The organism is Oribacterium sp. FC2011 (assembly GCF_000701645.1).
Classification (GTDB): domain Bacteria; phylum Bacillota; class Clostridia; order Lachnospirales; family Lachnospiraceae; genus Oribacterium.
Genome location: NZ_JNJM01000014.1, coordinates 50619 through 73866 on the forward strand (window position 1 = coordinate 50619; position 23248 = coordinate 73866).

26 protein-coding genes and 1 pseudogene are annotated in these 23248 nt (G+C 42.1%); 18 read left to right on the forward strand and 9 right to left on the reverse strand.

What is annotated here, in order from left to right; genetic code table 11:
- The first annotated feature begins 55 nt into the window (after nucleotides 1–55).
- From ftsY to T357_RS21215, 17 genes are all read left to right on the forward strand, one after another.
- Nucleotides 56–928, forward strand: coding sequence for a signal recognition particle-docking protein FtsY (ftsY, locus tag T357_RS0112205; RefSeq protein ID WP_031552990.1), 873 nt, complete (start codon nucleotides 56–58; stop codon nucleotides 926–928).
- A 76-nt stretch (nucleotides 929–1004) separates the two neighbouring features.
- Nucleotides 1005–1319, forward strand: a complete 315-nt coding sequence (locus tag T357_RS0112210; protein ID WP_031552991.1) for a sigma factor-like helix-turn-helix DNA-binding protein — start codon at nucleotides 1005–1007, stop codon at nucleotides 1317–1319.
- Complete coding sequence (gene ffh / locus T357_RS0112215; protein WP_031552993.1) at nucleotides 1309–2706, forward strand: signal recognition particle protein; 1398 nt, start codon at nucleotides 1309–1311, stop codon at nucleotides 2704–2706. The genes T357_RS0112210 and ffh overlap by 11 nt, the downstream gene beginning before the upstream one ends.
- A 160-nt stretch (nucleotides 2707–2866) precedes the next feature.
- A complete protein-coding gene (gene rpsP / locus T357_RS0112220; protein WP_031552995.1) occupies nucleotides 2867–3109 on the forward strand; it encodes a 30S ribosomal protein S16 in 243 nt (80 codons plus the stop codon).
- 19 nt (nucleotides 3110–3128) lie between these two features.
- On the forward strand, nucleotides 3129–3356 hold the full coding sequence (locus T357_RS0112225; RefSeq protein ID WP_031552997.1) for a KH domain-containing protein: 228 nt from the start codon (nucleotides 3129–3131) through the stop codon (nucleotides 3354–3356).
- A 56-nt stretch (nucleotides 3357–3412) separates the two neighbouring features.
- Nucleotides 3413–3931 carry a ribosome maturation factor RimM gene (gene rimM, locus T357_RS0112230; RefSeq protein ID WP_031553000.1) on the forward strand — a complete coding sequence of 173 codons (519 nt, stop codon included), beginning with the start codon at nucleotides 3413–3415 and terminating at the stop codon, nucleotides 3929–3931.
- The gene (gene trmD, locus T357_RS0112235; protein ID WP_044916875.1) at nucleotides 3928–4719 is read left to right on the forward strand and encodes a tRNA (guanosine(37)-N1)-methyltransferase TrmD; all 792 of its coding nucleotides are present in this window, start codon (nucleotides 3928–3930) and stop codon (nucleotides 4717–4719) included. Before rimM ends, trmD begins: the two co-directional genes overlap by 4 nt.
- A gap of 193 nt (nucleotides 4720–4912) precedes the next feature.
- On the forward strand, nucleotides 4913–5260 hold the full coding sequence (gene rplS / locus T357_RS0112240; protein ID WP_031553005.1) for a 50S ribosomal protein L19: 348 nt from the start codon (nucleotides 4913–4915) through the stop codon (nucleotides 5258–5260).
- Nucleotides 5261–5344: 84 nt separating this feature from the next.
- Complete coding sequence (gene lepB, locus T357_RS0112245; RefSeq protein WP_031553009.1) at nucleotides 5345–5872, forward strand: signal peptidase I; 528 nt, start codon at nucleotides 5345–5347, stop codon at nucleotides 5870–5872.
- Nucleotides 5873–5966: 94 nt separating this feature from the next.
- Entirely contained in the window at nucleotides 5967–6839 is an 873-nt protein-coding gene (gene ylqF, locus T357_RS0112250) for a ribosome biogenesis GTPase YlqF (RefSeq protein ID WP_031553011.1), read from the forward strand.
- The gene (locus T357_RS0112255) at nucleotides 6836–7501 is read left to right on the forward strand and encodes a ribonuclease HII (RefSeq protein WP_031553014.1); all 666 of its coding nucleotides are present in this window, start codon (nucleotides 6836–6838) and stop codon (nucleotides 7499–7501) included. Before ylqF ends, T357_RS0112255 begins: the two co-directional genes overlap by 4 nt.
- Nucleotides 7502–7510: 9 nt before the next feature.
- Nucleotides 7511–7966 (forward strand): YraN family protein, encoded by a 456-nt coding sequence (locus T357_RS0112260; RefSeq protein WP_330373124.1) that lies wholly within the window; start codon nucleotides 7511–7513, stop codon nucleotides 7964–7966.
- 45 nt (nucleotides 7967–8011) lie between these two features.
- The gene (gene trpS, locus T357_RS0112265; protein WP_031553020.1) at nucleotides 8012–9157 is read left to right on the forward strand and encodes a tryptophan--tRNA ligase; all 1146 of its coding nucleotides are present in this window, start codon (nucleotides 8012–8014) and stop codon (nucleotides 9155–9157) included.
- Between the two features lie 2 nt (nucleotides 9158–9159).
- Nucleotides 9160–9729 (forward strand): Holliday junction resolvase RecU, encoded by a 570-nt coding sequence (locus T357_RS0112270; protein WP_044916878.1) that lies wholly within the window; start codon nucleotides 9160–9162, stop codon nucleotides 9727–9729.
- Between the two features lie 15 nt (nucleotides 9730–9744).
- Entirely contained in the window at nucleotides 9745–11106 is a 1362-nt protein-coding gene (gene trkA, locus T357_RS0112275; RefSeq protein ID WP_031553027.1) for a Trk system potassium transporter TrkA, read from the forward strand.
- A gap of 16 nt (nucleotides 11107–11122) precedes the next feature.
- The gene (locus T357_RS0112280) at nucleotides 11123–12571 is read left to right on the forward strand and encodes a TrkH family potassium uptake protein (RefSeq protein ID WP_031553030.1); all 1449 of its coding nucleotides are present in this window, start codon (nucleotides 11123–11125) and stop codon (nucleotides 12569–12571) included.
- A gap of 328 nt (nucleotides 12572–12899) precedes the next feature.
- Nucleotides 12900–13418, forward strand: a complete 519-nt coding sequence (locus T357_RS21215; RefSeq protein ID WP_155991413.1) for a hypothetical protein — start codon at nucleotides 12900–12902, stop codon at nucleotides 13416–13418.
- 150 nt (nucleotides 13419–13568) lie between these two features.
- On the opposite strand, the gene eno is transcribed toward T357_RS21215, so the two are convergent.
- Nucleotides 13569–14867 carry a phosphopyruvate hydratase gene (gene eno / locus T357_RS0112290; protein ID WP_029200215.1) on the reverse strand — a complete coding sequence of 433 codons (1299 nt, stop codon included), beginning with the start codon at nucleotides 14865–14867 and terminating at the stop codon, nucleotides 13569–13571.
- 418 nt (nucleotides 14868–15285) lie between these two features.
- Here eno and T357_RS0112295 point away from each other — a divergent pair, with 418 nt between their 5' ends.
- Nucleotides 15286–16362: a tyrosine-type recombinase/integrase gene (locus T357_RS0112295; RefSeq protein ID WP_155991419.1), complete on the forward strand. Its 1077-nt coding sequence runs from the start codon at nucleotides 15286–15288 to the stop codon at nucleotides 16360–16362.
- 140 nt (nucleotides 16363–16502) lie between these two features.
- Here T357_RS0112295 and T357_RS0112300 read toward each other — a convergent pair whose 3' ends face one another.
- The 8 genes and pseudogenes from T357_RS0112300 to obgE all read right to left on the reverse strand — a co-directional run bounded on the left by T357_RS0112300 (nucleotide 16503) and on the right by obgE (nucleotide 22982).
- Nucleotides 16503–17960, reverse strand: coding sequence for a sensor domain-containing diguanylate cyclase (locus T357_RS0112300; RefSeq protein ID WP_175456415.1), 1458 nt, complete (start codon nucleotides 17958–17960; stop codon nucleotides 16503–16505).
- A gap of 150 nt (nucleotides 17961–18110) precedes the next feature.
- The gene (locus T357_RS0112305; RefSeq protein ID WP_031553043.1) at nucleotides 18111–18539 is read right to left on the reverse strand and encodes a hypothetical protein; all 429 of its coding nucleotides are present in this window, start codon (nucleotides 18537–18539) and stop codon (nucleotides 18111–18113) included.
- Nucleotides 18540–18588: 49 nt separating this feature from the next.
- Nucleotides 18589–19233 (reverse strand): transcriptional repressor LexA, encoded by a 645-nt coding sequence (gene lexA / locus T357_RS0112310; RefSeq protein WP_081828155.1) that lies wholly within the window; start codon nucleotides 19231–19233, stop codon nucleotides 18589–18591.
- A 188-nt stretch (nucleotides 19234–19421) separates the two neighbouring features.
- Complete coding sequence (rsfS, locus tag T357_RS0112315; protein ID WP_031553049.1) at nucleotides 19422–19781, reverse strand: ribosome silencing factor; 360 nt, start codon at nucleotides 19779–19781, stop codon at nucleotides 19422–19424.
- 54 nt (nucleotides 19782–19835) lie between these two features.
- Nucleotides 19836–20459 carry a bis(5'-nucleosyl)-tetraphosphatase (symmetrical) YqeK gene (gene yqeK / locus T357_RS0112320; protein ID WP_044916882.1) on the reverse strand — a complete coding sequence of 208 codons (624 nt, stop codon included), beginning with the start codon at nucleotides 20457–20459 and terminating at the stop codon, nucleotides 19836–19838.
- 24 nt (nucleotides 20460–20483) lie between these two features.
- The gene (nadD, locus tag T357_RS0112325) at nucleotides 20484–21119 is read right to left on the reverse strand and encodes a nicotinate-nucleotide adenylyltransferase (protein WP_044916884.1); all 636 of its coding nucleotides are present in this window, start codon (nucleotides 21117–21119) and stop codon (nucleotides 20484–20486) included.
- 187 nt (nucleotides 21120–21306) lie between these two features.
- Nucleotides 21307–21600: pseudogene (locus tag T357_RS22215) on the reverse strand (YhbY family RNA-binding protein); the annotation flags it as partial.
- A complete protein-coding gene (gene obgE, locus T357_RS0112335; protein WP_081828157.1) occupies nucleotides 21597–22982 on the reverse strand; it encodes a GTPase ObgE in 1386 nt (461 codons plus the stop codon). The pseudogene T357_RS22215 and the gene obgE, both read right to left, overlap by 4 nt.
- Nucleotides 22983–23248: the final 266 nt, after the last annotated feature.

Below are 23248 nucleotides of genomic sequence, written 5' to 3' on the forward strand. Positions count from 1 at the left end.
TCTTAATGACAGGCATGAAAGCACCATCGGCTTTTAACAAGGAGAATGTGGATTTATGGCTAATTTCTTTTCCAAACTTATAAACAATATCTTCCAGACCAATGAGATCGCAGATGACGATTTTTATGAGAGTCTCGAAGACGCCATGATCATGTCGGATGTAGGTGTCACCACAACACTGAAAATCATCGATGCTATAAAAACAGAGGCCTCAAGCCGGGGCGTTAATACCACCCGCGAGATAAAGAAAATACTTCGTGATTATCTCTATGAGTTAATGAGAGTTGACGATTCCTATTATGATTTTGAGAAGCAGAAAAGTATCATTTCGGTGATCGGCGTCAACGGAGTAGGCAAAACCACTTCCATCGGGAAAATGGCCAGCAATTTCAAAAACAAGGGCAAGCGGGTAATCCTTGCCGCCGCAGACACTTTCAGAGCCGGTGCCATTGAGCAGCTCAAAGAATGGGGACACCGCATAGATGTTGATGTCATTGCCCAGAAAGAAGGTTCTGATCCTGCCGCAGTAGTTTTTGATGCACTTCAGTCCTTCAAATCTAAAAATGCCGATCTCCTCATCATTGATACTGCAGGACGTCTTCACAATAAGAAGAATCTTATGCAGGAACTTGGGAAGATCAACAGGATCATCGATAAAGAATTCGCAGAAGGATACAGAGAAACTCTTGTAGTCCTTGATGCCACCACAGGACAGAATGCCATGTCCCAGGCCGAAATCTTCAAAGATGCCTGCCAGGTAACAGGCATTATCCTGACAAAAATGGACGGCACCGCAAAGGGCGGTATCGCACTTGCAGTCCAGTCTGAACTCGGCATCCCCGTAAAATACATCGGCGTAGGCGAAAAAGCCTCCGACCTTCGACGCTTCGACGCGAAGGAATATGTAGATTCAATATTTGAAGACTAATAAATATGCTGTCAACAAAAAGTGTTGACAGCATATTTTTTTATGCTATACTAGCAAAGGTTTGAGGAGATTATGGATGGATGACTTTGTTTTGAGAGGCAATCTATATGAGTTATATGGCGGATTGCTCAATGAAAACCAGAGGAAAGTTTATGAATACCATATCGTTGACGATATGAGCTTCACAGAAATCGGTGAAGAGATGGGAACAACAAGACAGGCAGCACAGGAACTTTTCAGACGGGCAGACAAGAAGCTTCAGGAAACCGAAAAAACTCTGGGACTTCAATCCAAACTCACTAATATACGTGAGCGCGCCGTTGCAATCCTAAATCATGCAGAAGATAATGAGATACAAAAACTTGCAGGAGAGATCATAGATGGCATTTGAAAATCTGACAGACAGATTATCCAATATATTTTCGAACCTCGGACATAAAGGCAGGCTGACCGAGGATGATGTAAACCAGGCCTTAAGAGAAGTACGTATGGCACTTCTGGAGGCCGATGTTAACTTCAAGCTTGTTAAAGATTTCATAGCCAAGGTAAAAGAAAAGGCTATCGGTGAGGAAGTCCTCAGCAGTCTTACTCCCGCGCAGACAGTAGTAAAAATCGTAAACGAAGAACTCACCTCCATGATGGGTTCAGAAACCACTGAGATAGTACTCAAACCGGCAAGCGACATTACAGTCATCATGATGGCAGGTCTTCAAGGTGCAGGTAAAACAACCACTGCCGCAAAGCTTGCAGGAAAGTTCAAGTCCAACGGTCGTACTCCGGTACTGGTAGCATGCGATATTTACAGACCGGCTGCCATTGACCAGTTAAGAGTCAATGCCGAGAAAGTAAACATTCCTTTCTTCTCCCTGGGAGACAAGGTAAACCCGGTTGAAATAGCAAGAAAAGCTATTCAGGAAGCCAAAGAAAAGCATTACAATGTTGTAATCCTGGATACAGCCGGACGTCTTCAGATAGACGAAAAGCTCATGGATGAGCTTCAGAACATTAAAAAAGCAGTTGAAGTACAGTGGACCATCCTTACTGTAGATGCCATGACAGGTCAGGAAGCCGTTAATGTGGCTGAGACCTTTTCAGATAAGGTAGGTATTGACGGTGTCATCCTCACAAAGTGTGACGGTGATACACGAGGCGGTGCCGCATTATCCATAAAAGCCATGACCGGCAAACCTATCCTTTACTTAGGTATGGGAGAAAAGCTGGATGATCTGGAACAGTTCTATCCGGATCGTATGGCAGGGAGAATCCTTGGAATGGGTGATGTACTTTCACTCATTGAAAAAGCCGAGAAAAACCTGGATGCGGAAAAGAGCCGCGAATCCATCGGAAAGCTTACCAGAGGTAAGTTTGACTACAACGACTTCATGGTTCAAATGGATCAGATGTCAAAACTTGGAGGAATAGGCGGAATCCTCAAGATGCTTCCCGGAGCATCAGGCCTCGGTGACATTGACATGGATGACACCGAAAAACAGCTTGGCAAGGTTCGCGCCATTATTCAGTCTATGACTGCAAAAGAGCGTTCCAATCCGGATCTTATCAATCCTTCAAGAAAGCGCCGTATCGCTAATGGCGCCGGAGTTGACATAGCTGAAGTAAACCGGATTGTAAAGCAGTTTGAGCAGATGCGAAAGATGATGAAACAGTTCGGAGGAGCCATGAGAAGCAAACATGGCAGAGGCGGCCTGGGAGGCTTTGGCGGTCTCGGAAATCTCGGAGGTCTGGGCGGCTTTGGGAAAGGTGGAAGATTCCCGTTCTGACAAAAACCCTAAACCTGTCAGAAACCACTGATTCAGTCATTTTCGAATGTATTTCAGAATCAATGCAAGTCATTGTTCCGGATATATTTATATTAACCACAGATTTAACAGTACCAGACTGTTGATCATATATATCATTTATTTAGAAAATAGGAGAAAAATCATGTTAAAGATCAGATTAAGAAGAATGGGTCAGATTCACGCACCATATTACAGAGTAATCGTTGCTGATTCAAGATCACCAAGAAACGGAAAGTTCATCGAGGAGATCGGAACTTACAACCCTACCAAGGAGCCATCAGAGATCAAGATTGATGCTGAGAAGGCTAAGCAGTGGATTTCAAATGGCGCACAGCCAACAGAGTCAGTAGCTAAGCTTCTTAAGAGAGCCGGAATCAACTAATCCGCCGAGAGGAGACCTAATGAAGGAATTACTCGAAACAATTGCCAAGGCACTTGTTCAGAATCCTGATGATGTAAATGTCGTTGAGGAGAACAAGGATGGCGAGATCGTCCTGACCCTTTCTGTGAATGAGCAGGATATGGGTAAGGTTATCGGGCGTTCAGGTCGTATCGCAAAGGCAATCCGTTCTGTTATGTCTGCGGCGGCAAGCAAAGCAGATATAAAGGTATCCGTAGATATTAAGTGATATAATTACTCAGTATAGTCATGACTATGCTGAGTAATTGCAGTTAAAGGAAAAATATGCAGGAAAAACTGAGAGTCGGTACTATAGTTACCACCCATGGTCTTAAGGGCGAAGTTAAAGTATATCCTACAACCGACGAACCCGAGAGATTTTTTGACCTTAAAAAAGTTTGGCTTGATCGTTCAGGCAAAATGGAAAATATGCTCCAGCTTGAGGTCGAAAATGTGAGATTTTCCAAAAATCTCGCTTTAGTGAAATTCAAAGAATACGATAGTATTGACGATGTAATGGCAATCCGTAAAGGAGAGCTTTACGTGGACAGAGCCGATGCTATCCCTCTCGCGGAAGGAGAGTATTTCGTCGGAGATATTATCGGCTGTAAGGTTCTGGATGAAAATGATACTGAACTCGGCACAGTAAAGGAGTTCATAGAAACCGGAGCCCACGATGTCATGCTGGTAAAGACTGAAGGCAAAGACCTTATGATACCGTATTGTGACCCGTTCATCCTTGAGAAAGCACCGGAAGAGGGCTATATCAGGGTTCATCTTATACCGGGTCTTTTGGATCTATGAAGAATTATTATGTTATGACCCTGTTTCCGGAACTGATAGACAATGTTGTCCGCGAGAGTATCAGCGGCAGAGCCATTCAGTCCGGACTCATGAGTGTTCAGGCTTTTAATATAAGAGATTACACAAAGGATTCCCATAATCACGTGGATGACTATCCCTATGGCGGAGGCGCCGGCATGCTTATGCAGGTACAGCCGGTGGTAGATTGCTACAGACATATAGTCAATACCATCGGTCACCGTCCGGGAAGAGTCCTTTTCATGTCCCCCCAGGGAAAAACTTTTGACCAGAAAATGGCAGAGGAGCTTTCCAAAGAAGAGGACATCCTCTTTTTATGCGGGCATTATGAGGGCATCGACGAACGTGCCCTTGAGATCCTTGAGGTCGAGCACGTTTCCATAGGTGATTATATCCTTACGGGAGGGGAACTGCCGGCCCTTAGTATGATAGATTCCATATCAAGACTTGTGCATGGAGTCCTCAATAAAGACGAATCACATGAAATAGAAAGCTTTTCCGACGGCCTTCTGGAATATCCCCAGTACACCCGTCCGGAAAATTTCGAAGATCATATGGTTCCCAGGATCTTACTGTCAGGTGACCATAAAAAGGTAGACGAATGGCGTCATCAGATGAGTCTTGAACGTACAAAAGAGAGGCGTCCGGATCTGTACGAAAAATATGTTGCCGAAAATCCCGAGGAATTTGCGCCAAAAAAACCCAAACGGAAGAGACATCATAAGCCGGCAGAGCAGTCGGAGCTTCCCTCGGAAAATCCGGAAATCTGACCGGAAATAAATCAGTATTTGAATAATACGAATTCACTTGCAATATAAGTGAATATATGTTAAATTACAAAAGTTGTGACTAAGAAGAGATATTCCGCTGACGGTTCCATATGCTTGGAATAGGGGATTCCGGAGGATTTGTCCGGACGAGAAATCCGTGAATGAATGTCAAATAGAATTAGGAGGTAACACAATGGCAAACAGTGATATTATCAAGAACATTGAGCAGGGACAGCTTAAGGCTGAGGTTCCAAGCTTCAACACAGGTGACACAGTTAAGGTTTACAACAAGATCAAAGAGGGTAACCGCGAGAGATTACAGATCTTCGAGGGTACAGTTCTTAAGATTCAGGGTGGATCAAACAGAATCACATTCACAGTTAGAAAGACTTCTAACGGTGTAGGTGTTGAAAAGACATGGCCACTTCACAGCCCACTTGTTGAGAAGGTAGAAGTTATTAGACAGGGTAAGGTTAGAAGAGCTAAGCTTACATATCTCAGACAGCGTACAGGTAAGGCTGCCAAGGTTAAGGCACTGTAATCTGTTATTGATTAAGATCTTTGGGGCGTTCCGTTTACGGGATGCCCTTTTCCTATATAATTGTAAAACCTGGAGGAGTGTCAGATGCGTGAAAAAAATATTGTATACATAACCGTACATACTCTGACAAATATTGCCGTCATCATAGCCTTAGCATGGTTTCTGGTTCACAGCTACCTTACAACAGCAGAAATATCAGGGCACAGTATGGAACCCGTTTTATCCTCCGGTGACCTGGTGCTGGTAGATACATTAGGCTATAAATTTTTCCATCCCAATAGAATGGATGTTGTTATATTTCGCAAAAACGACTCCACCGACAATGTAAAACGTATAGTTGGACTTCCGGGGGAAACCGTAACCATACAAAACGGCCGCATTTATATCGACGGAACTCTTATGGAAAATGACAAAATATCAAACATTTCCCTTGCAGGGGTGGCTGAAAAGCCGATAAAACTCACGGACGACGAATACTTTCTCATTGGTGACAATGCTGACTCATCGGAAGACAGCCGTTTTACCAATGTTGGAAACATTCATCGTTCTCAAATCATCGGAAAAATCTGGTTCCGTTTGCTGCCCACTCTAAAAATCGGCACCATAAGCTGATAATAATTTTTTCGCAGCTTATTTTGCCGCCCACCCCGACTTCGAAGCCGGTTTATCCCTTACACTTACCGGTGCATAGAGAAAGGAGATCACCATGAACATCCAATGGTACCCCGGCCATATGGCCAAAGCCAAAAGAAATATACGCGAAGACCTTAAACTGGTTGACCTTGTGATCGAAGTAGTTGACGCCCGTTGTCCGGAGTCTTCCAGAAACCCGGATGTAGACAGTTTTGCAAAAGAAAAAGCCCGCATACTTCTTCTCAACAAGGCTGATCTTGCAGATAAAAAAGAAACACAGCGATTTGCGGCTTATTACTCAAAAAAAGGCTTTTATACCCTTGAAATAGATGCAAGAAACAAAGCCTCTCTTAAAAAGCTTAACAGCCTTATAGACGAAGCCTGCAAGCCCATCATGGAAAAAAACCTGAAAAAAGGCATTAAAACTCCTACCATCCGTGCCATGGTATTGGGAATTCCTAATGTTGGAAAGTCCACCTTTATCAATTCCTACGTAGGAAAATCCATGGCAAAAACCGGCAATAAACCGGGTGTCACCAGAGGAAACCAGTGGATCAATGTAAACAAAAAGCTCCAGCTTCTGGATACTCCGGGTATAACCTGGCCTAAATTTGAACGCGAAATAGTCGGACTGAATCTGGCACTTATCGGTTCCATAAACGACCAGATCATAAACATTGATGAACTGGTTTTCTATCTACTCAAGTACCTCGTCAGATATTATCCTGACGCGCTTATAAACAGGTACGGTGTTACTTTTGAGGAGGATGAAGAAGCCATAAAGGTTTTCGATGCCATAGGAACCAAGAGAGGCTGCATCATGAAGGGCGGAAATGTTGACTACACAAAGACCGCAAAAATCATACTTGATGACTTCAGAAACGGCCGCCTCGGAAACATTACCCTGGAACATACACCGGGGGCAGATGAGGAAGATAAATCATGAGAGAATTAAAGGGTGAACGTCTCGAGAAAGAGCTTGCAAGACTCAAGCTTATGCGGGAGTTTGAAAACTCATACCCGGAATACACTTTGATAGCAGGTCTGGACGAAGCCGGAAGAGGGCCTCTTGCAGGTCCTGTTGTGGCCGCCTGCTGTATACTTCCCAAGGATGCGGTGATACTTTATTTAAATGACTCAAAGAAGCTCAGTGAGAAAAGACGTGAGGAGCTGCTGCCGGAGGTAAAGGAAAAAGCATTAGCCTATGGTTATGGCATCGTTGATGAGAAAAGAATCGATGAAATAAACATCCTTCAGGCAGATTATGAGGCAATGAGGATTGCCATTGCCAATGCATCCGAAATGCTTAAGAAGAAGGGGCTTGGAGATGCACCACAGCTTCTTTTAAATGATGCGGTAATTGTACCTGAAATCAACATACCCCAGGTTTCCATCATTAAAGGTGATGCGAAGTCTGTTTCCATAGCTGCGGCCAGTGTCATAGCAAAAGTCACAAGGGATCATCTCATGGCAGAATATGATGAAATGTATCCGGGCTACGGCTTTGCAAAACATAAAGGCTACGGCACGGCTGCTCATATTGCCGCACTTAAGGAACTGGGACCATGTCCCATTCACAGAAGATCCTTCATTAAGAAGTTTGTTTGAGGTCAACTATTGAACACACCCTCACAAAACAATAATAAAACCTTACCCGGGATTTTTACTGCACCGGTCACCGGGAATGAATTGCAGTCCGGACTCCGTAATTTCCGGAGTGACCAAAGAAAAGCCAATCACGAAAAGGGCTCTGCATCAGAAAAAAAGGCTGCCCGATATCTGGAGGATAAGGGATATGAAATCCTCACACAGAACTTCCGATTCCACAAAAATGAAATCGATATAATTGCAAAGGACGGAAAATACCTGGTCTTTGTAGAAGTAAAGGCTCGAAAGAATTCTCTGCATGGTTACGGCTTTCAGGCAGTGGATCTTCATAAGCAGTCACTCATCAGAAAGGTAGCTCAGGCTTACCTTATAAATAACCGCCTGAGTCTTACGGACACTCCCTGCAGATTTGATGTAGTGTCCCTTGACGGCGGCGAGATTACTTTATTTAAAAATGCATTTTGATATGGTATAATGCACTCTGAATATGTATAAATACTGGAGGCAGGCATGTTAGCTAAAGACAGTAAAAAGAAAATCATTCTTACCGGTGACAGACCAACCGGAAAACTTCACCTTGGACACTACATCGGTTCCCTTAAAAGAAGAGTTGAGTTACAGAACTCCGGAAATTTTGATGAGATCAATATCCTTGTTGCAGATGATCAGGCATTAACCGATAACTGGGCAAACCCTAAGAAAGTTCGCGATAACATCATAGAAGTAACATTGGACTATTTATCTGTGGGAATAGATCCTGATAAGTCCAATATCTGCATACAGTCAGGAATCCCGGCTTTGCATGCACTGACTTTTTATTATATGAATCTCGTAACTACACAGAGACTTTCACGTAATCCGACTGTTAAATCGGAGATGCAGATGCGTGGTTTCAGCGGTAATGATTCCGACGATAATGAAGCCGGACTTCCTGCCGGATTCTTTACATATCCTGTTTCTCAGACTGCAGATATCACTGCATTTAAGGCAACCACTGTACCTGCCGGCGAAGATCAGATGCCTATGGTAGAGCAGTGCCGTGAGATTGCCCACAGATTCAACACCATTTATAACTGTGATGTTCTTGTGGAGCCGGATATCCTTATTCCGGAAAACAGTGCCCAGAGAAGACTTCCCGGCATCGACGGAAAAGCAAAGATGTCAAAGTCTCTTGGCAACTGCATTTATCTTTCCGATGACGCAAAGTCTGTAAAGCAGAAGATAATGAGTATGTATACAGACCCTACACATATAAACATTGACGATCCCGGTCATATCGAGGGCAATATGGTATTTACCTATCTTGATGCTTTCCTTCGCGATGACAGCCAGTTTGCGGATTATCTCCCTGACTATAAGAATCTTCAGGAGATGAAGGAGCATTACCGGCGCGGAGGACTTGGGGATATGAAGTGCAAGAAGTTCCTTCTCAAGGTTGTGGAAGAGATGCTTGATCCTATCCGTACCGAGCGTGCCAAGTGGGAGAACAATATCGGCGAGGTATATGACATATTAAAGACCGGAACCGACCATGCCGTTAAGGTAACCAATCAGACTCTTTCAGAGTGCCGTGAAGCCATGAGAATCAATTATTTTGATGACAAAAACACCATGGTTAATGATTGGGAAGACTGGCTCAAGGAAAGCCATCAATAAAAATGGGTACCTGGAAATCAAGAGGTCTTCGGGGATCTCAACTTGAAGATCTCATAAACCGTACCAATGAAGCTTATCAGGATAAGCATCTTGCGGTTGTCCAAAAGATACCTACGCCCATCACACCTATAAATATGAATGCTGAGCACACCCAGATCACTCTGGCTTATTTTGACCAGAAGTCAACAGTAGACTACATAGGGATCGTGCAAGGCATTCCTATTTGTTTTGATGCAAAAGAGTGTGCCAAGGATCTCTGGCCCCTGGCGAATCTTCATCCTCACCAGGTCAGATTCATGAGCGAATTTGAAAAACAGGGCGGCATCAGTTTTATCATTCTTTCATTTACAGAAAGAAACGAAATGTATTACATTCCTTTCCGTGACATCCTTTATTTTTGGGAAAGAATGGAAAACGGCGGCAAAAAATCCTTTAACTACGGCGAAATAGATCACAATTATCTGATCCGTTCACTGAAGGATATGTTCGTACACTATCTGGAACCTTTGCAGAGGGATCTTGACGAACGTGACAGGGCCGGCTCAGGGGAAGAAGATAAAACCAATCTTTAAGGAGTAATTTAATATATGAACATTATTGTTGTAGGTTGCGGCAAAGTCGGACTTACGCTTGCAGAGCAGCTATCCAAAGAGAATCATAATATTACCATTATAGATACCAATGAGAGAGCATTACGTCATGCAGTGGAATCCATCGATGTTATGGGCATAACCGGAAACGGCGCCATGCTTGAGATACAGCAGGAAGCAGGTGTAAAAAACGCTGACGTTCTGATAGCCGCAACGGATTCTGATGAAATCAACATGTTATGCTGCCTTATCGCCAAAAAGGAGGGTAATTGCAGCACCATAGCTCGTATCAGAAATCCGGAGTACACTAATGAAATCACCTATCTCAGAGACGAATTGAACCTTGCCACAGTTATAAATCCCGAAATGGCTGCTGCAAAGGAAGTTGAAAGACTGCTGCATTTCCCACAGGCATTGAAAATCGACAGCTTTTCAAGAGGAAAGATCGATCTTTTCAGAGTCAGGGTTCCTGAAAACAGTAGTATCTCAGGCATAAAACTCCACAATATACATCATGAGTTAAATGTTAATGTACTCATATGCTCCATTGAAAGAGGCGATGAAGTCATCATCCCATCCGGAAAACAGGAAATCAGAAGCGGAGATATCTTAAGCTTTATCGCCAATGCCCCGCAGGCTAATGCTTTCGTCATCCTCCTCGGTATAGATTTTGCTCCTATCAGGAATATCATGATAATCGGAGGTGGGAGAGTCACCTACTACATTGCCAAATACCTTCAGGCTTCCAAATCCCGCTGCAAACTGAAGATCATTGATATAGATCATGACCGCTGCGATTTTCTTGCAGCCGAATTCCCTGAAGCAACCATAATCAATGCTGACGGCACCGATCAGGATATGCTTATAAGAGAAGGCATCGAAAGAACCGACGCATTCTGTTCCCTTACCGGAATTGACGAGGAGAATATCATGCTTTCTCTGTATGCAGGAAAGCTTTCAAAGGCAAGACTTATCACCAAGATCAACCGTATCTCCTTTGAAGATGTGGTTAATGAGCTAAACCTGGGTTCAGTTATCTATCCAAAACAGATTGTAGCAGACTATATCGTTCAGTATGTACGAGCCCTCCAGAATTCACAGGGATCAAATGTGGAAACCATGTTTAAGATTGCAGATGGAAGAGCTGAGGCTTTGGAATTCAGAGTGGGCAATGATCCCAATCTGGTAAATCACAAGTTCTCTTCATTGAGATTTAAGCCTAATGTTCTTATTGCTGCTATCGTTCGTGACGGCAATCTTATTACTCCAAGAGGCTCTGATTTCATGCTTCCCGGTGACAGTGCCATTGTTGTCACTACAAACACGGGTTTCAATGATCTTAAGGATATTCTTGCATAAGGGAGCTTATTGATACATGAACATAAATATGATCGTATATGTACTTGGATGGGTACTTAAGCTTGAGGCCTGCCTGATGCTTTTGCCCATGCTGTGTGCATTGATTTACAAGGAATTATGGGCTTTTTCAGCATTAGGTATAAGTGCGTTGCTATCTTTATTCATAGGAACTCTTGTGACCTTGAAAAAGCCTAAAAAGATCGCCTATTACGTGAAGGAAGGCTTCGTAATATGTGCCCTCAGCTGGATAGTGTTATCCCTTATCGGGGCCCTGCCATTCTACATTACCGGCACCATTCCTCATTATATCGACGCGGTGTTTGAGATAGTTTCAGGTTTTACAACCACCGGAGCCTCAATCCTCGATGAGGTGGAGCATTTAGGAAAGGGCTTACTGTTCTGGCGTTCCTTCAGTCACTGGGTAGGCGGAATGGGAGTACTGGTACTTGTTCTTACCATACTTCCTTTGGGCGGCGGATATAACATGATGATAATGAAGGCCGAATCTCCGGGACCTGCAGTAAGTAAAATGGTTCCAAGGGTTGCTGACACCGCCAAGGCCCTGTACAAGATTTATTTTTTCCTGACCATTGCATGGATACTGATTTTTTTTGTATGCGGCATGGATTTATTTGATGCCTTATGTATCGCTTTTGGTGCTGCCGGCACCGGAGGTTTCGCAGTAAGGAACTCAGGAATGGGCGATTACAGCATGTTCTGCCAGTTTCTCATTACCATAGCCATGATAATGTACGGTGTTAATTTCAACGTCTATTATCTTATGCAGAAACGCAAATACAAGGACGCCCTTGGATGTGAGGAAGCAAGAGTTTATTTTGCTATAATAATCGCATCAAGCATTTTTATCGCTTTTAATATTCTAAAGATGTGTGGCGGCGACTTGATTTATTCATTGCATCACAGCTTCTTTACGGTAGCATCACTTATAACCACAACAGGTTTTTCAACTCTGGACTTTAATACCTGGCCGCAGCCGAGCCAGATGGTTCTTTTGTTCCTGATGTACTGTGGTGCCTGTGCAGGTTCAACCGGCGGCGGAATCAAGGTATCCCGAGTTATCATTTTATTCAAGGAGATCGGCAAGGATCTTTTGGTTCTTCTTCATCCTGAAGCTGTGAGACATATAAGGCTGGAAGGAAAGAGACTGGAGCATTCAGTTGTAAGATCCGTGAACTGTTACCTTATAATGTACGTGTTTATCTTTTTGGTATCAGTATTTATCATTTCATTTGATAAATTTGATTTTGTAACTAACTTTTCTGCAGTAGCCGCAACCTTCAACAATATAGGTCCCGGACTTGGTGCAGTAGGCCCTGTATGCAATTACTCGGAATACTCTGATTTAAGTAAGATTATTCTGACCATAGACATGCTTGCAGGAAGATTGGAAATCCTACCTATGATGATTTTATTGCTTCCGAAAACATGGTACGGCAATAACTAATTTCATCTTTTCGTTAAACTGGAGTTTTGCGAAATAATGAATTATGAGCTATTTAGATAATTTTGAGCTGAAATTTGACCTGGACATCCACCCTGTCCATACATTGATGTCTGTATCCGGACTTCGAAATGACAATACCAATAAAATAAGAATATTTTCTAATGATGGTTCATATACCGAAATCAAAAAAGGTATCGATCGTCTTAATGCTGAATCAACCTGGATAAATCAATTCAGACGCTTTTATTCTGAGCATCCGGACAGTTTATTCTGTCTCAATATAATTACAGGCTCTGACAAAGAATCCTGCAATACATTGGATCAGATTTTGATTGATACAGATCCATTTTTGGAATTTAAATCCGAGGTCCAAAAAAGCTTAATTTCAGATAATTTAGATGCAATTACCTCCATATCTCCTCTTTTTTATCTGGAACGTATAAATGATACCGGAAATGTATTCTTATATGTCTTATATAGCATTCCGGTTAATGAGCTAAAAAAAGAAATTGTATACAATATGATTTACTCATTGTGCGAAAAAGGCGGATTTTTCCTTCATGAAAACGGAATTTATGATAAATCCCCGGAACAGGCACTTTTGGATACAATACAATATGTTCATGACGGACTGTTGGTACATGATACTGAATATCCCTGGTTCCAAAAAAAATTCCAGCTTATAGGTACTGCACAATCCTTTGCCTCCATCTTAATCATGATTTCCACCGTACTTTTCATGAATAAGCTCCTCTATCTTCCTTTTGGCTGGCTGATTTTCACAACATTAATAGCAATTGGATTATATATATTTATTGTATCACGAGAAAACTCAAAACATCCATAGAAATCGGCAATATTTAATTGTTGCCGATTTCTATGTCACATTTGTAGCATTTATTAATAATGTTTATAACAGACTCATCATTATTACATACTGAAAAAGGCGGAACAGCTATACTGTTCCGCCTTAAATCTTCTTATTACTACGAAAAGATTATCTCTTAACGTTGAATGCGTTGAACTTAGGATAGTCAGCACCATCACCAAGAGCTTCCTCGATACGAAGGAGCTGGTTGTACTTAGCTACACGCTCTGATCTTGAAGGAGCACCTGTCTTGATCTGGCATGTGTTAAGAGCTACAGCAAGATCAGCGATTGTTGTATCCTCTGTCTCACCTGATCTGTGAGAAACGATTGCTGTGTAGTGATGCTTGTGAGCAAGCTTGATAGCGTCCATTGTCTCTGAAAGAGAACCAATCTGGTTAAGCTTGATAAGGATTGAGTTAGCAACGCCAAGGTCGATACCCTTCTGAAGTCTCTCAACGTTTGTAACGAAAAGGTCATCACCAACAAGCTGAACCTTGTCACCAAGAACCTTGGTCATCTTCTGCCAGCCTTCCCAATCTTCCTCATCGAGACCGTCCTCGATAGAGATGATTGGATACTTCTCTGTAAGCTTCTTCCAATGATCGATAAGCTCATCAGTTGTGAAATCCTTACCAGCCTTAGGAAGGTGATATACGCCCGGCTTGTCGCTCTTCCACTCAGAAGAAGCAGCATCCATAGCAAGTACGAAATCCTTACCCGGCTCGTATCCTGCCTTCTTGATAGCAGCTACGATATAGTCAAGAGCTTCCTCATCTGATGCAAGGTTAGGTGCGAAACCACCCTCATCACCTACAGCTGTTGCAAGACCGTTAGCCTTGAGCTCTGACTGAAGTGCATGGAATACTTCTGAACACCAACGAAGACCTTCCTTGAAGCTTGGAGCGCCTGCCGGCATGATCATGAACTCCTGAGCATCAATGTTATTTGCAGCATGTGCACCACCGTTAACAATGTTCATCATAGGAACAGGAAGCTCGCAGCCTGCTGCACCACCAAGGAACTGATGAAGAGAAACACCAAGAGACTCAGCAGCTGCATGTGCTGATGCAAGTGATACTGCAAGGATAGCATTAGCACCGAGCTTTGACTTATCCTTTGTACCATCAAGCTTTAACATAGCTGCATCTACAGCATAAACGTCTGATGCATCTACGCCCTGTAAAGCGTCATTGATAAGAGTATTAACATTCTCAACAGCCTTAAGAACACCCTTGCCTACATAACGGCTCTTATCGCCATCACGAAGCTCAAGAGCCTCAAACTGACCTGTGGATGCACCACTTGGTACGGCTGCTCTTCCAACAGTACCATCTGCAAGAGTAACCTCTGCCTCAACTGTTGGGTTAGATCTTGAATCAAGAATCTCACGCGCGTGAACATTTACAATTTCTAAATAATCATTCATGTCTTTACCTCTTTCGCTTTTGACACCGGTCCTTTAATATTTCGCTTCGCGAAGAACCGTTGCTGCATATCAGAATAATTAAAACCCTGACATTGTCTCCTTGGCCTATGATTGTATCTGACCAAATGCAATTATAACACTGAGTATAAACCCTCGCAACCGCAACATAGCTTTATATTATGAAAATAATAGGAAATTTGTATGTCATCATAGCTAAAAAACATCTTGTTTTTTCGTTATATCCGTCATTATTTCGCAAAACCTTTCTACATTCCTATGCTTCTCTTTGTTATAATATACAAAGAATAATGATTTGGATCGTCAGATTGTGAAATTATTATCATTTATGCACTAATATTCATATATACTTATACCCATTAAACCGACAAAACTATTTCACTTGAAAATCGGAGGAAAAATAATGGCATTAAAATATCATGAGCAGGTAGATAAAGAAAATACTCTTAAATTAAGATCTCTGCTCTCCGAACTGCCCCAGTGCTGTACTACTTTTTTCAGGGGCATCGAACCACGGACTTCATCAAGAACCCGTATCGCTTATGCTTATGATCTAAAAGTGTTTTTCCAATTTCTTAGAGATGAAAATCCTATATTCAGAAGCAAAGCCATCAGGGATATCTCTCTGGATGACATAAGTAATATAACCGTTTTGGATCTTGAAGACTTTCTTGAATACCTTAAATACCGTAAACGAACGACTAAAGACTCAAAGGGAAATGAAATAACAACAGATGTTATCAACAGCCGCACTGCCATAAAGCGCAAAGTTGCTTCCCTGAGAAGCTTCTATAACTATTTTTATCGTAATCAGCTTATACAGAACAACCCTGCCGCCCTATTACAGATGCCCAAATTGAAAGACCATGAAATCATTCGAATGGACTCCAATGAAGTTGCAGATTTTCTGGATGAAGTCGAAACCGGAGACAACCTCACCAAACATCAACAGGTATTCCATGATAAAACCGAACTCCGTGATGTTGCCATGATGACACTCATGCTAGGCACCGGAATCCGAGTATCTGAATGTGTAGGCCTTAATATCTCAGATGTAGACTTTAATAATAACGGCATTCATATCCACAGAAAAGGCGGCAAAGAGGTTACCGTTTACTTTGGCGATGAAGTCGAGGGAGTTTTACGTCAATACGTGGTTCACAGAAAACATCTTGTACCAGAAAACGGCTCCGAGGATGCTCTGTTTCTTTCTCTGAGAAACTCACGTATCACTGTGAGATCTGTAGAATATATGGTAAAAAAATATGCCAAAACTGTAACGCCTCTTAAGCATATCACTCCCCATAAATTAAGAAGCACCTATGGCACCAATCTATATAAAGAAACCGGTGATATATACCTGGTGGCAGACGTTCTGGGACACAATGACGTTAATACCACAAAAAAACACTATGCCGCTTTGGAAGACGAACGTCGCAGAAGTGCCCGAAACAAGGTTCGATTAAGAACAGACTAAAACATTGGGAAACCACATTAAACTTTGGAGATTAAAAAAAGAGCCTCGTAAGGCTCTTTTTTTTAGTCTGCCACTCAATCAGCTCGAGAACATCTCAGGAACTTTGGAGACCTCCTCTCAGGAACTTTGGAGATTCTTTTTTATCCTCTGGGATCTGTTCCCCCTTCGCTTATGATTTTCTCATGCATCAATTTCTTTTTCTCATACATGCGCTGATCTGCAATTTTTCTCAGCTCGTTAGGACTTGTACTGTCCGTCGGTGCTATTGCGTAGCCGGCACTTACGCTTATGGTTATCCTGTAATCCTTTGTATCCAATATAGGAACCTTAAATGCTGCGTCCATATCCTCCAGGATTTTCTTGTACTCTTCTTCCGGAAGCTCCTCGTCTATCAAAATAGCAAATTCATCACCGCCAATTCTGAATACTTCATGACGGGATGCATCCCTGAGTCTTATGGCAGTTTCCTGAAGAACCTCATTACCCACATGGTGTCCGTAATTATCATTGGCATACTTAAAGAAGTTCAGGTCTACATAATAAATTCCATATGTATCTCTGGTCTGTGAAACAGCTTTTAATGCCTCTCCAAAGACACGTCGGTTCTTAAGGCCGGTCAGGTCATCATGAGTACCCCTGTAATCCAAAAGCTTCATCAATGTATGGTTTCTGATCCTAAATCCGATAAAATAAGAAATACTCTCTATGATCTTACGAGTGTCGATATCATCGATAATTTCATAATTGTCCGCGCATAAAAAGCCAAGTATCTGATGCTTGTTATCATAGAACGGTGCACATACAAATCTTTGAATTCCTCTGTCCTTTAAATTTTCATATACATCTTTTTCATGTTCTTTGAAAATATCGATATCGTCAATCTTTATAACCGCTCTGTCGCGATTCAGGTATTTTTCCCAGTTTCCAAAGTACTTTTGATAACTAAGCTTTGAAAGTTTTTCCCTGTGAGTAGGAATACCGTCATTGCACCACTCAAACTCCAGATCCACAACAACCCTGTCAGTGCTGAGTATATAAATTCTTTCAGGATGGATAACCCGACTAAGCTCCAGAAGAACCTGATTCATAACAGCATCATAATCATCCTCATTGCTGAGAAGACGACTGATACGTACTATAGCATCATCTGTAGTTGAATTTCTTCGCAGCAATTCTCTTTCCAGATGACTGTCATCGATGAATGTACACACTACTATACAACACCCTCTAATATTGGTCGGGGCAATAATAAACTCCGCCCAATGTCCAAGTATTTTGCTGTAGGTTGTATAGTTACTCTCTTCTCCCCGATACGCAGCTTTATAGGCATAATAAAACAATTCTTTGGTTTCATCTTCATAGGTTTCTGTAGCCAGATGCCCTACCAGATCTTCTTTATCATGTCCGATACCTCTGCAAAAGCGTTCATTAGCGTAAAGATATTTTGCATCAACAGCTCCGTCATGCTTATCATTTTCTACAATTTGAAAAAGAGCATATGCCACAGGAAGTTTTTTTTGTAATTCCGACATCTTGTCGAATAACAAAAACGCATTTTTTATTAATGAACTATCATTGTCACCTTGCATTCTTTCCATTGAAACCATTACCTTTCTAAATGAAAACTGATCACACTGATCTTTCACGAAAAATAAAACGACATCATGTCGTCACTTATCTAAAAACCATATAGTGTTATATCGGTAATAAATTCCAATCTGATAACTCATTAAAAAATAAAAATTTCATCAAAACATGCTTGGATTATCTTCCTGCCATTTACCCCGGTTCTTTAGCAAGGTTTTCCTGTTGTACAGCGTCCTTACAGAAACCCCGGCAAATTCCGCAGTTTCCCTGGTATTGTGCTCTAAAGAGAATTTATACACTTCTCCCACCGTAACCTGACTTTCTTTTCGTTTAAACCATCCGGCTCCTCTGGTCCTGTGATGTTCATGTATGCCAACCTCAACATTTACAAAACCATCCCGTGATTTCCCGCTTTTCTTTTGGACATTGCTTTCAAAAACATGAACATATATACCACAGGCTTCAAGTTTTCCGGATAATTCGTTAATATCCTTCTTTAAATCCTCCAGCGATTCTCCGTCCATTGGAGCCATTTTGAATTTATGATAAATGATATCATAATTTAATGCGTCTTTTGCTCTTTCAATCATACCGGATCTCCGGTTTCGGCAATATTTAAATATTGCCGAAACAACAATGTTATTTCATACCCATACGGATCAAACCGATAACTTTTCCGAGTATCTTGCAATCAGGCACAATAATAGGATCCATGCTGTCATTCTCAGGCTGAAGTCTTATGTGTCCGTCTTCCTTATAAAAGCGTTTCACTGTAGCACTATCATCAACGAGAGCGACAACAATCTCGCCATCGTTGCAGGTTTCCTGCTGTTCTACTATAACACGGTCCCCGTTAAGTATGCCGCAGTTGATCATGGATTCACCTTTTATGGTCAGCATAAATACTGATTTGTTTGGGAGCATATCTACAGGAATGGGGAAATAATCCGTGATATTCTCCTGAGCAAGTAAAGGAAGCCCTGCCGCAACAGTACCAACCAAAGGTACCTGAGCCACCTCTCGTTCAGGCGCCGAACGGAACTCTGATGTTGTGATCATCAGAGCTCTTGGATGTGAAGGATCTTTCTTTATCAATCCCATGGTTTCCAGATCATTGATATATGTAAACACACTTGATGTAGACTTTAAGCCTACCGCAGCACAAATATCCCGCACAGAAGGGGGATAATTTCTCTCAATAACACATTGTTTAATATACTCAAAAACTGCTTTTTGCTTTGGTGTCATATGATTAGCATCCGGTTGTTTTTTGTGTCTGCCCATGTCATACTCCTTTTTTATTATTAAATATAATAAAACTTTATCACAAACATCCGTTCATTGCAACTATCATATAAACATTTGTACTTAAAAAAAAGAATTCTTACGGCTTCTTTTGAAGTCTTATTTTGACGCGCTTTAAAGCCATGGCAGAACTAAAAAATCCCGACTATACAAGTCGGGATTTGCGATCAAAGCTCATTTATATCAACCATCTTTTTTCCGTCAGACCATATACGTTCAAGGTCATAGAACAATCTCTGTTCCTTATCAAAGATGTGCACAATGATATCATTATAATCAAGAAGTATCCAGCCGCTGTTGGGAACGCCCTCTTTACGACGCATCTCAAAATCGAGCTCAGCCATCTTATCTTCTACCGCATCACTGAGTGCATCCACCTGTCTCAGGTTGTCTGCTGTTGCGATCACAAAATAATCGGCAATAACAGATACCTCCGAAATATCAATAACAGTTATATCATATCCCTTTTTATCCGAAAGAGCATTGTAAACTGCCTTGACCATTTCCTTTGAAGTTTCATTTGCCATAAAAATAACTCCTTTAAATAACTGTCATAATGATGATATTTATTTTATCGGCTGTCAGCGCGTTTCAATAAGTTCTTTGTAATACCTGTAGGTATCGTAAGAATCTTTACAGATGAAGCCTCCTGATTCCTCAAGATATGTTATGGTATCATGATTAATCTCGTATACAGCTCTATCCAGATCCTCGAATGCCAGCTTTCTGATCTCAGTAAGCCTTGAAGCTTTATATCTTCTTGCTTCAATGTAGTCGGCAGTGAAAACTATAGCCTCCAGAAGACTCATATTTGGCCTTCCAAGGGTGTGATAGTATATGGCCGATAAAATATCCCTGTCATCTATTCCAAACTCTTTACGGGCATATACGGCACCAAAAACAGAATGTATAACCTGAGGTGCTTTCAGCATATCATCTGTAAGCTCTACTCTTTCTTTTTTACAAAGCTTTATCAGTTCTTCATCCGAGAACTGCTTTGCACAGTCATGAACGAGCCCTGCTGCCTCAGCCTTATAAAGATCAACTCCGTATCTCATTGCAAGACAGACACAGGTAAAGCTCACACTGAGTGAATGCTCATACCTGTCAGGTTTCAGAATCTTTTTAAGCTTCTTTCTGTATTCATAAATCTCTGAAATATCCGGCTTATCACCGTTTTTCTTTGCTTTTTTGTCTGATGCCATAAAATGATCCCCCATGAACAGATGTCAGGATCTGTACAGATTGTTATCCCTGATATATTCCTTAACCTTATCCGGCAGAAGTCCGCTTATGTCTTTGCCTTCCGCCACCATTTCGCGGATCATAGTGCTGGATAAATTTGTTTCCGGATAATCAAGAACCTCTATATCCGCCTGAAATCTGTCTTTAAGATATTCCACCTGTTCCTGAAAACTCCTATATCCATCAGGATAATGTCTCCCTGCCACAGCCAGTGTAGCAAGCTTCATTATCATCTCCGGATGATACCAGGTGTCTATCTGATACATTGAATCTGCCCCAATGATAAAATAAAAATGAATATCCGGATGCTTTTCATGAAGCAGTGCCAATGTTTCCGCTGTATATGTCTCTCCCTCCCGTTCAAGCTCGAACAGAGAAAGTTTAAAACCCTCTCTCCTAGAAACCGCAAGAGAAGTCATTTCACACCTTTGTTTTGCAGGCGTAACCTTTTTGTTTTTCTTAAAATAGGGATCCTTAGCCGGCATGAACCAGACTTCATCAAGGGACAACTGGTTAAGGGCACACTGACCCAGAGAAAGATGCGCATTGTGAATGGGATCAAAAGTGCCTCCCATTATACCGACTTTCTTTTTGCTGTCATGAACCCCTGTTTCAAACATACCGGTACCTCTGTTACTCAATGTCGTTATCAAATTCCTCGTCGGCTTCTTCCACAAAACGAAGACTCATTCCGCTTCTGGAGGCCTTCTTCTTTGCGCCGGCGATCTCAGCATTGTGATTCCTGCTTTTTGAATGCTTTCCCGTGTTTTTTCCGCCGTCTTTAAGCTCAGCCTTTGAAATCTCATACTTACGCTTTTTAAAGTCCGGATCCGGCTTATAAAGCACGATCTTGCGACCGATAACCTGAACAACCTCTGACTGGGTACGTCCGGCAAGAGTATGAGCAATGGCCTTTGGATCATCATCACAGTTCTTCAGAATATTGATCTTGATAAGCTCGTTTTTAACGATATTTTCTCTTACTGCCTCAATAAATTCCGGTGTAAGGCTGTTTTTTCCTATGGAAAGAACCGGTTCTATGTTCATAGCTGCGCCCTTTAATTCAGAACGCATCTTACTGTCTCTTATATATTTCTTCATTCTTCTTCTCCGTTATTCTTTGGCTGATGACGTTTAGGGAAAGCTGTATCGATAGCCTTCTCAAGCTCCTCATCCTCATAAGCATCTGTATCGTAGTACTCAAAAGTATGACCATAGATCCTTATGGTATCGCCCTCCTGAATACCCATTTTCCTGAGAGTTTTGATAACTCCCTGTTCAGCCATGAAACGCTGGAAGAACTCAAAGCCTTTTTCTGTACTGATATTGGTATATCCAAGCATCTTCTCAATCTTTGGTCCTTCAACAGAGTAAGTGCTGTCGTCAAGCTTCTTGTACTCGATGGCAAGCTGCTCTTTATGTCCAAGGGTTTCCAGATCGACTTCGCTTTCATAAACCTCGACTTCCTTTGCACCGGCTTCCTCAACGTAGGTCCAGGCAGCTTCAAGAACCTCCCGGAGTCCGGTATTTGTGGCTGCAGAAATTGCAAAAACTTTCACACCCTGGGGCTCGTATATTTCCTTGATCCTTGTAACTGCACTGTCAGAACCCTGTTCATCGATGATAAGATCAGTTTTGTTGCAGGCTATGATCATAGGTTTCTTAAGGATATCCGGATCGTACTTCCCGATTTCTTCATTGATAGTCTTAATGTCTTCAACCGGATCTCTTCCTTCACAGCCTGATGCATCCACAACATGAACAAGCACCTTGCAGCGCTCTATATGGCGCAGGAACTCATGTCCCAGACCAACACCTTCTGAAGCTCCTTCGATAAGACCGGGAATATCCGCCATAACAAAGGATCTGTCACCCTTTAAACCAACTACTCCGAGATGTGGAGTAAGCGTTGTGAAGTGATAGTTTGCAATCTCAGGTCTTGCATTGGAACACATGGACAGAATGGTGGATTTTCCTACATTCGGAAGTCCGACCAGTCCCACATCAGCGATAACTCTCAGTTCAAGCTGTACCCAGAGCTCTCTTGCATCCTGACCCGGCTGTGCAAACTTAGGTGCCTGCATTGACGGTGTGGCAAAGTGCATATTGCCCAGGCCGCCTTTTCCGCCTTTAAGAAGTACAAGTCTCTGGTTGTCACCTGACATGTCCGCGATGATCTTTTTGGTCTCAAAATCACGGATGATAGTACCCTCAGGTACCTTAATAACAAGATCCTTACCGTTTTTTCCGTGCATGCGTTTTCCGCCGCCTTCTTCACCGGGGGTTGCGACATATTTCTGGCGGTTTCTGAAGTCTTCAAGAGTATTCATACCCTTATCAACTTCAACGATGATATCACCGCCTTTTCCGCCGTCGCCTCCGTCAGGACCACCGGCCGGTACAAACAATTCACGACGGAAGGAAACATGTCCGTTGCCGCCTTTTCCGCTTTTGATGAAAATTTTTGCAATATCTGCAAACATAGAATCATTTCTCCTTTCCCAAGGGTATCCCCGCGCCGCAAATAGCGTCGCTAGCCCTCAGAGAGCAAATCAAATAGAAACAATGCCTAAGTCCGGAACACTTCCTTGAACACCTCAACTGCTGAAAGAATATCCATAACAGACTCACACATTAATTAAAGAAAGAATCCATTAGGATTCTTATGAACCACTTAAAAACACTAATAACCGTGGACAGAATTAGAACAAAACCCCTGCACCGATATTACGGTACAGGGGTAATTTTC

Coding starts and splice junctions, on each gene's coding strand:
- T357_RS0112255 (WP_031553014.1), top strand. CDS start 6,836: ATGAGAGAATTAAAGGGTGAACGTCTCGAGAAAGAGCTTGCAAGACTC.
- T357_RS0112225 (WP_031552997.1), top strand. CDS start 3,129: ATGAAGGAATTACTCGAAACAATTGCCAAGGCACTTGTTCAGAATCCT.
- trpS (WP_031553020.1), top strand. CDS start 8,012: ATGTTAGCTAAAGACAGTAAAAAGAAAATCATTCTTACCGGTGACAGA.
- eno (WP_029200215.1), bottom strand. CDS start 14,867: ATGAATGATTATTTAGAAATTGTAAATGTTCACGCGCGTGAGATTCTT.
- T357_RS0112300 (WP_175456415.1), bottom strand. CDS start 17,960: ATGGAAAGAATGCAAGGTGACAATGATAGTTCATTAATAAAAAATGCG.
- yqeK (WP_044916882.1), bottom strand. CDS start 20,459: ATGGCATCAGACAAAAAAGCAAAGAAAAACGGTGATAAGCCGGATATT.
- T357_RS0112270 (WP_044916878.1), top strand. CDS start 9,160: ATGGGTACCTGGAAATCAAGAGGTCTTCGGGGATCTCAACTTGAAGAT.
- T357_RS0112210 (WP_031552991.1), top strand. CDS start 1,005: ATGGATGACTTTGTTTTGAGAGGCAATCTATATGAGTTATATGGCGGA.
- rplS (WP_031553005.1), top strand. CDS start 4,913: ATGGCAAACAGTGATATTATCAAGAACATTGAGCAGGGACAGCTTAAG.
- ftsY (WP_031552990.1), top strand. CDS start 56: ATGGCTAATTTCTTTTCCAAACTTATAAACAATATCTTCCAGACCAAT.
- T357_RS0112280 (WP_031553030.1), top strand. CDS start 11,123: ATGAACATAAATATGATCGTATATGTACTTGGATGGGTACTTAAGCTT.
- lexA (WP_081828155.1), bottom strand. CDS start 19,233: ATGGGCAGACACAAAAAACAACCGGATGCTAATCATATGACACCAAAG.
- trkA (WP_031553027.1), top strand. CDS start 9,745: ATGAACATTATTGTTGTAGGTTGCGGCAAAGTCGGACTTACGCTTGCA.
- nadD (WP_044916884.1), bottom strand. CDS start 21,119: ATGTTTGAAACAGGGGTTCATGACAGCAAAAAGAAAGTCGGTATAATG.
- ffh (WP_031552993.1), top strand. CDS start 1,309: ATGGCATTTGAAAATCTGACAGACAGATTATCCAATATATTTTCGAAC.
- ylqF (WP_031553011.1), top strand. CDS start 5,967: ATGAACATCCAATGGTACCCCGGCCATATGGCCAAAGCCAAAAGAAAT.
- obgE (WP_081828157.1), bottom strand. CDS start 22,982: ATGTTTGCAGATATTGCAAAAATTTTCATCAAAAGCGGAAAAGGCGGC.
- T357_RS0112305 (WP_031553043.1), bottom strand. CDS start 18,539: ATGATTGAAAGAGCAAAAGACGCATTAAATTATGATATCATTTATCAT.
- rsfS (WP_031553049.1), bottom strand. CDS start 19,781: ATGGCAAATGAAACTTCAAAGGAAATGGTCAAGGCAGTTTACAATGCT.
- lepB (WP_031553009.1), top strand. CDS start 5,345: ATGCGTGAAAAAAATATTGTATACATAACCGTACATACTCTGACAAAT.
- trmD (WP_044916875.1), top strand. CDS start 3,928: ATGAAGAATTATTATGTTATGACCCTGTTTCCGGAACTGATAGACAAT.
- rimM (WP_031553000.1), top strand. CDS start 3,413: ATGCAGGAAAAACTGAGAGTCGGTACTATAGTTACCACCCATGGTCTT.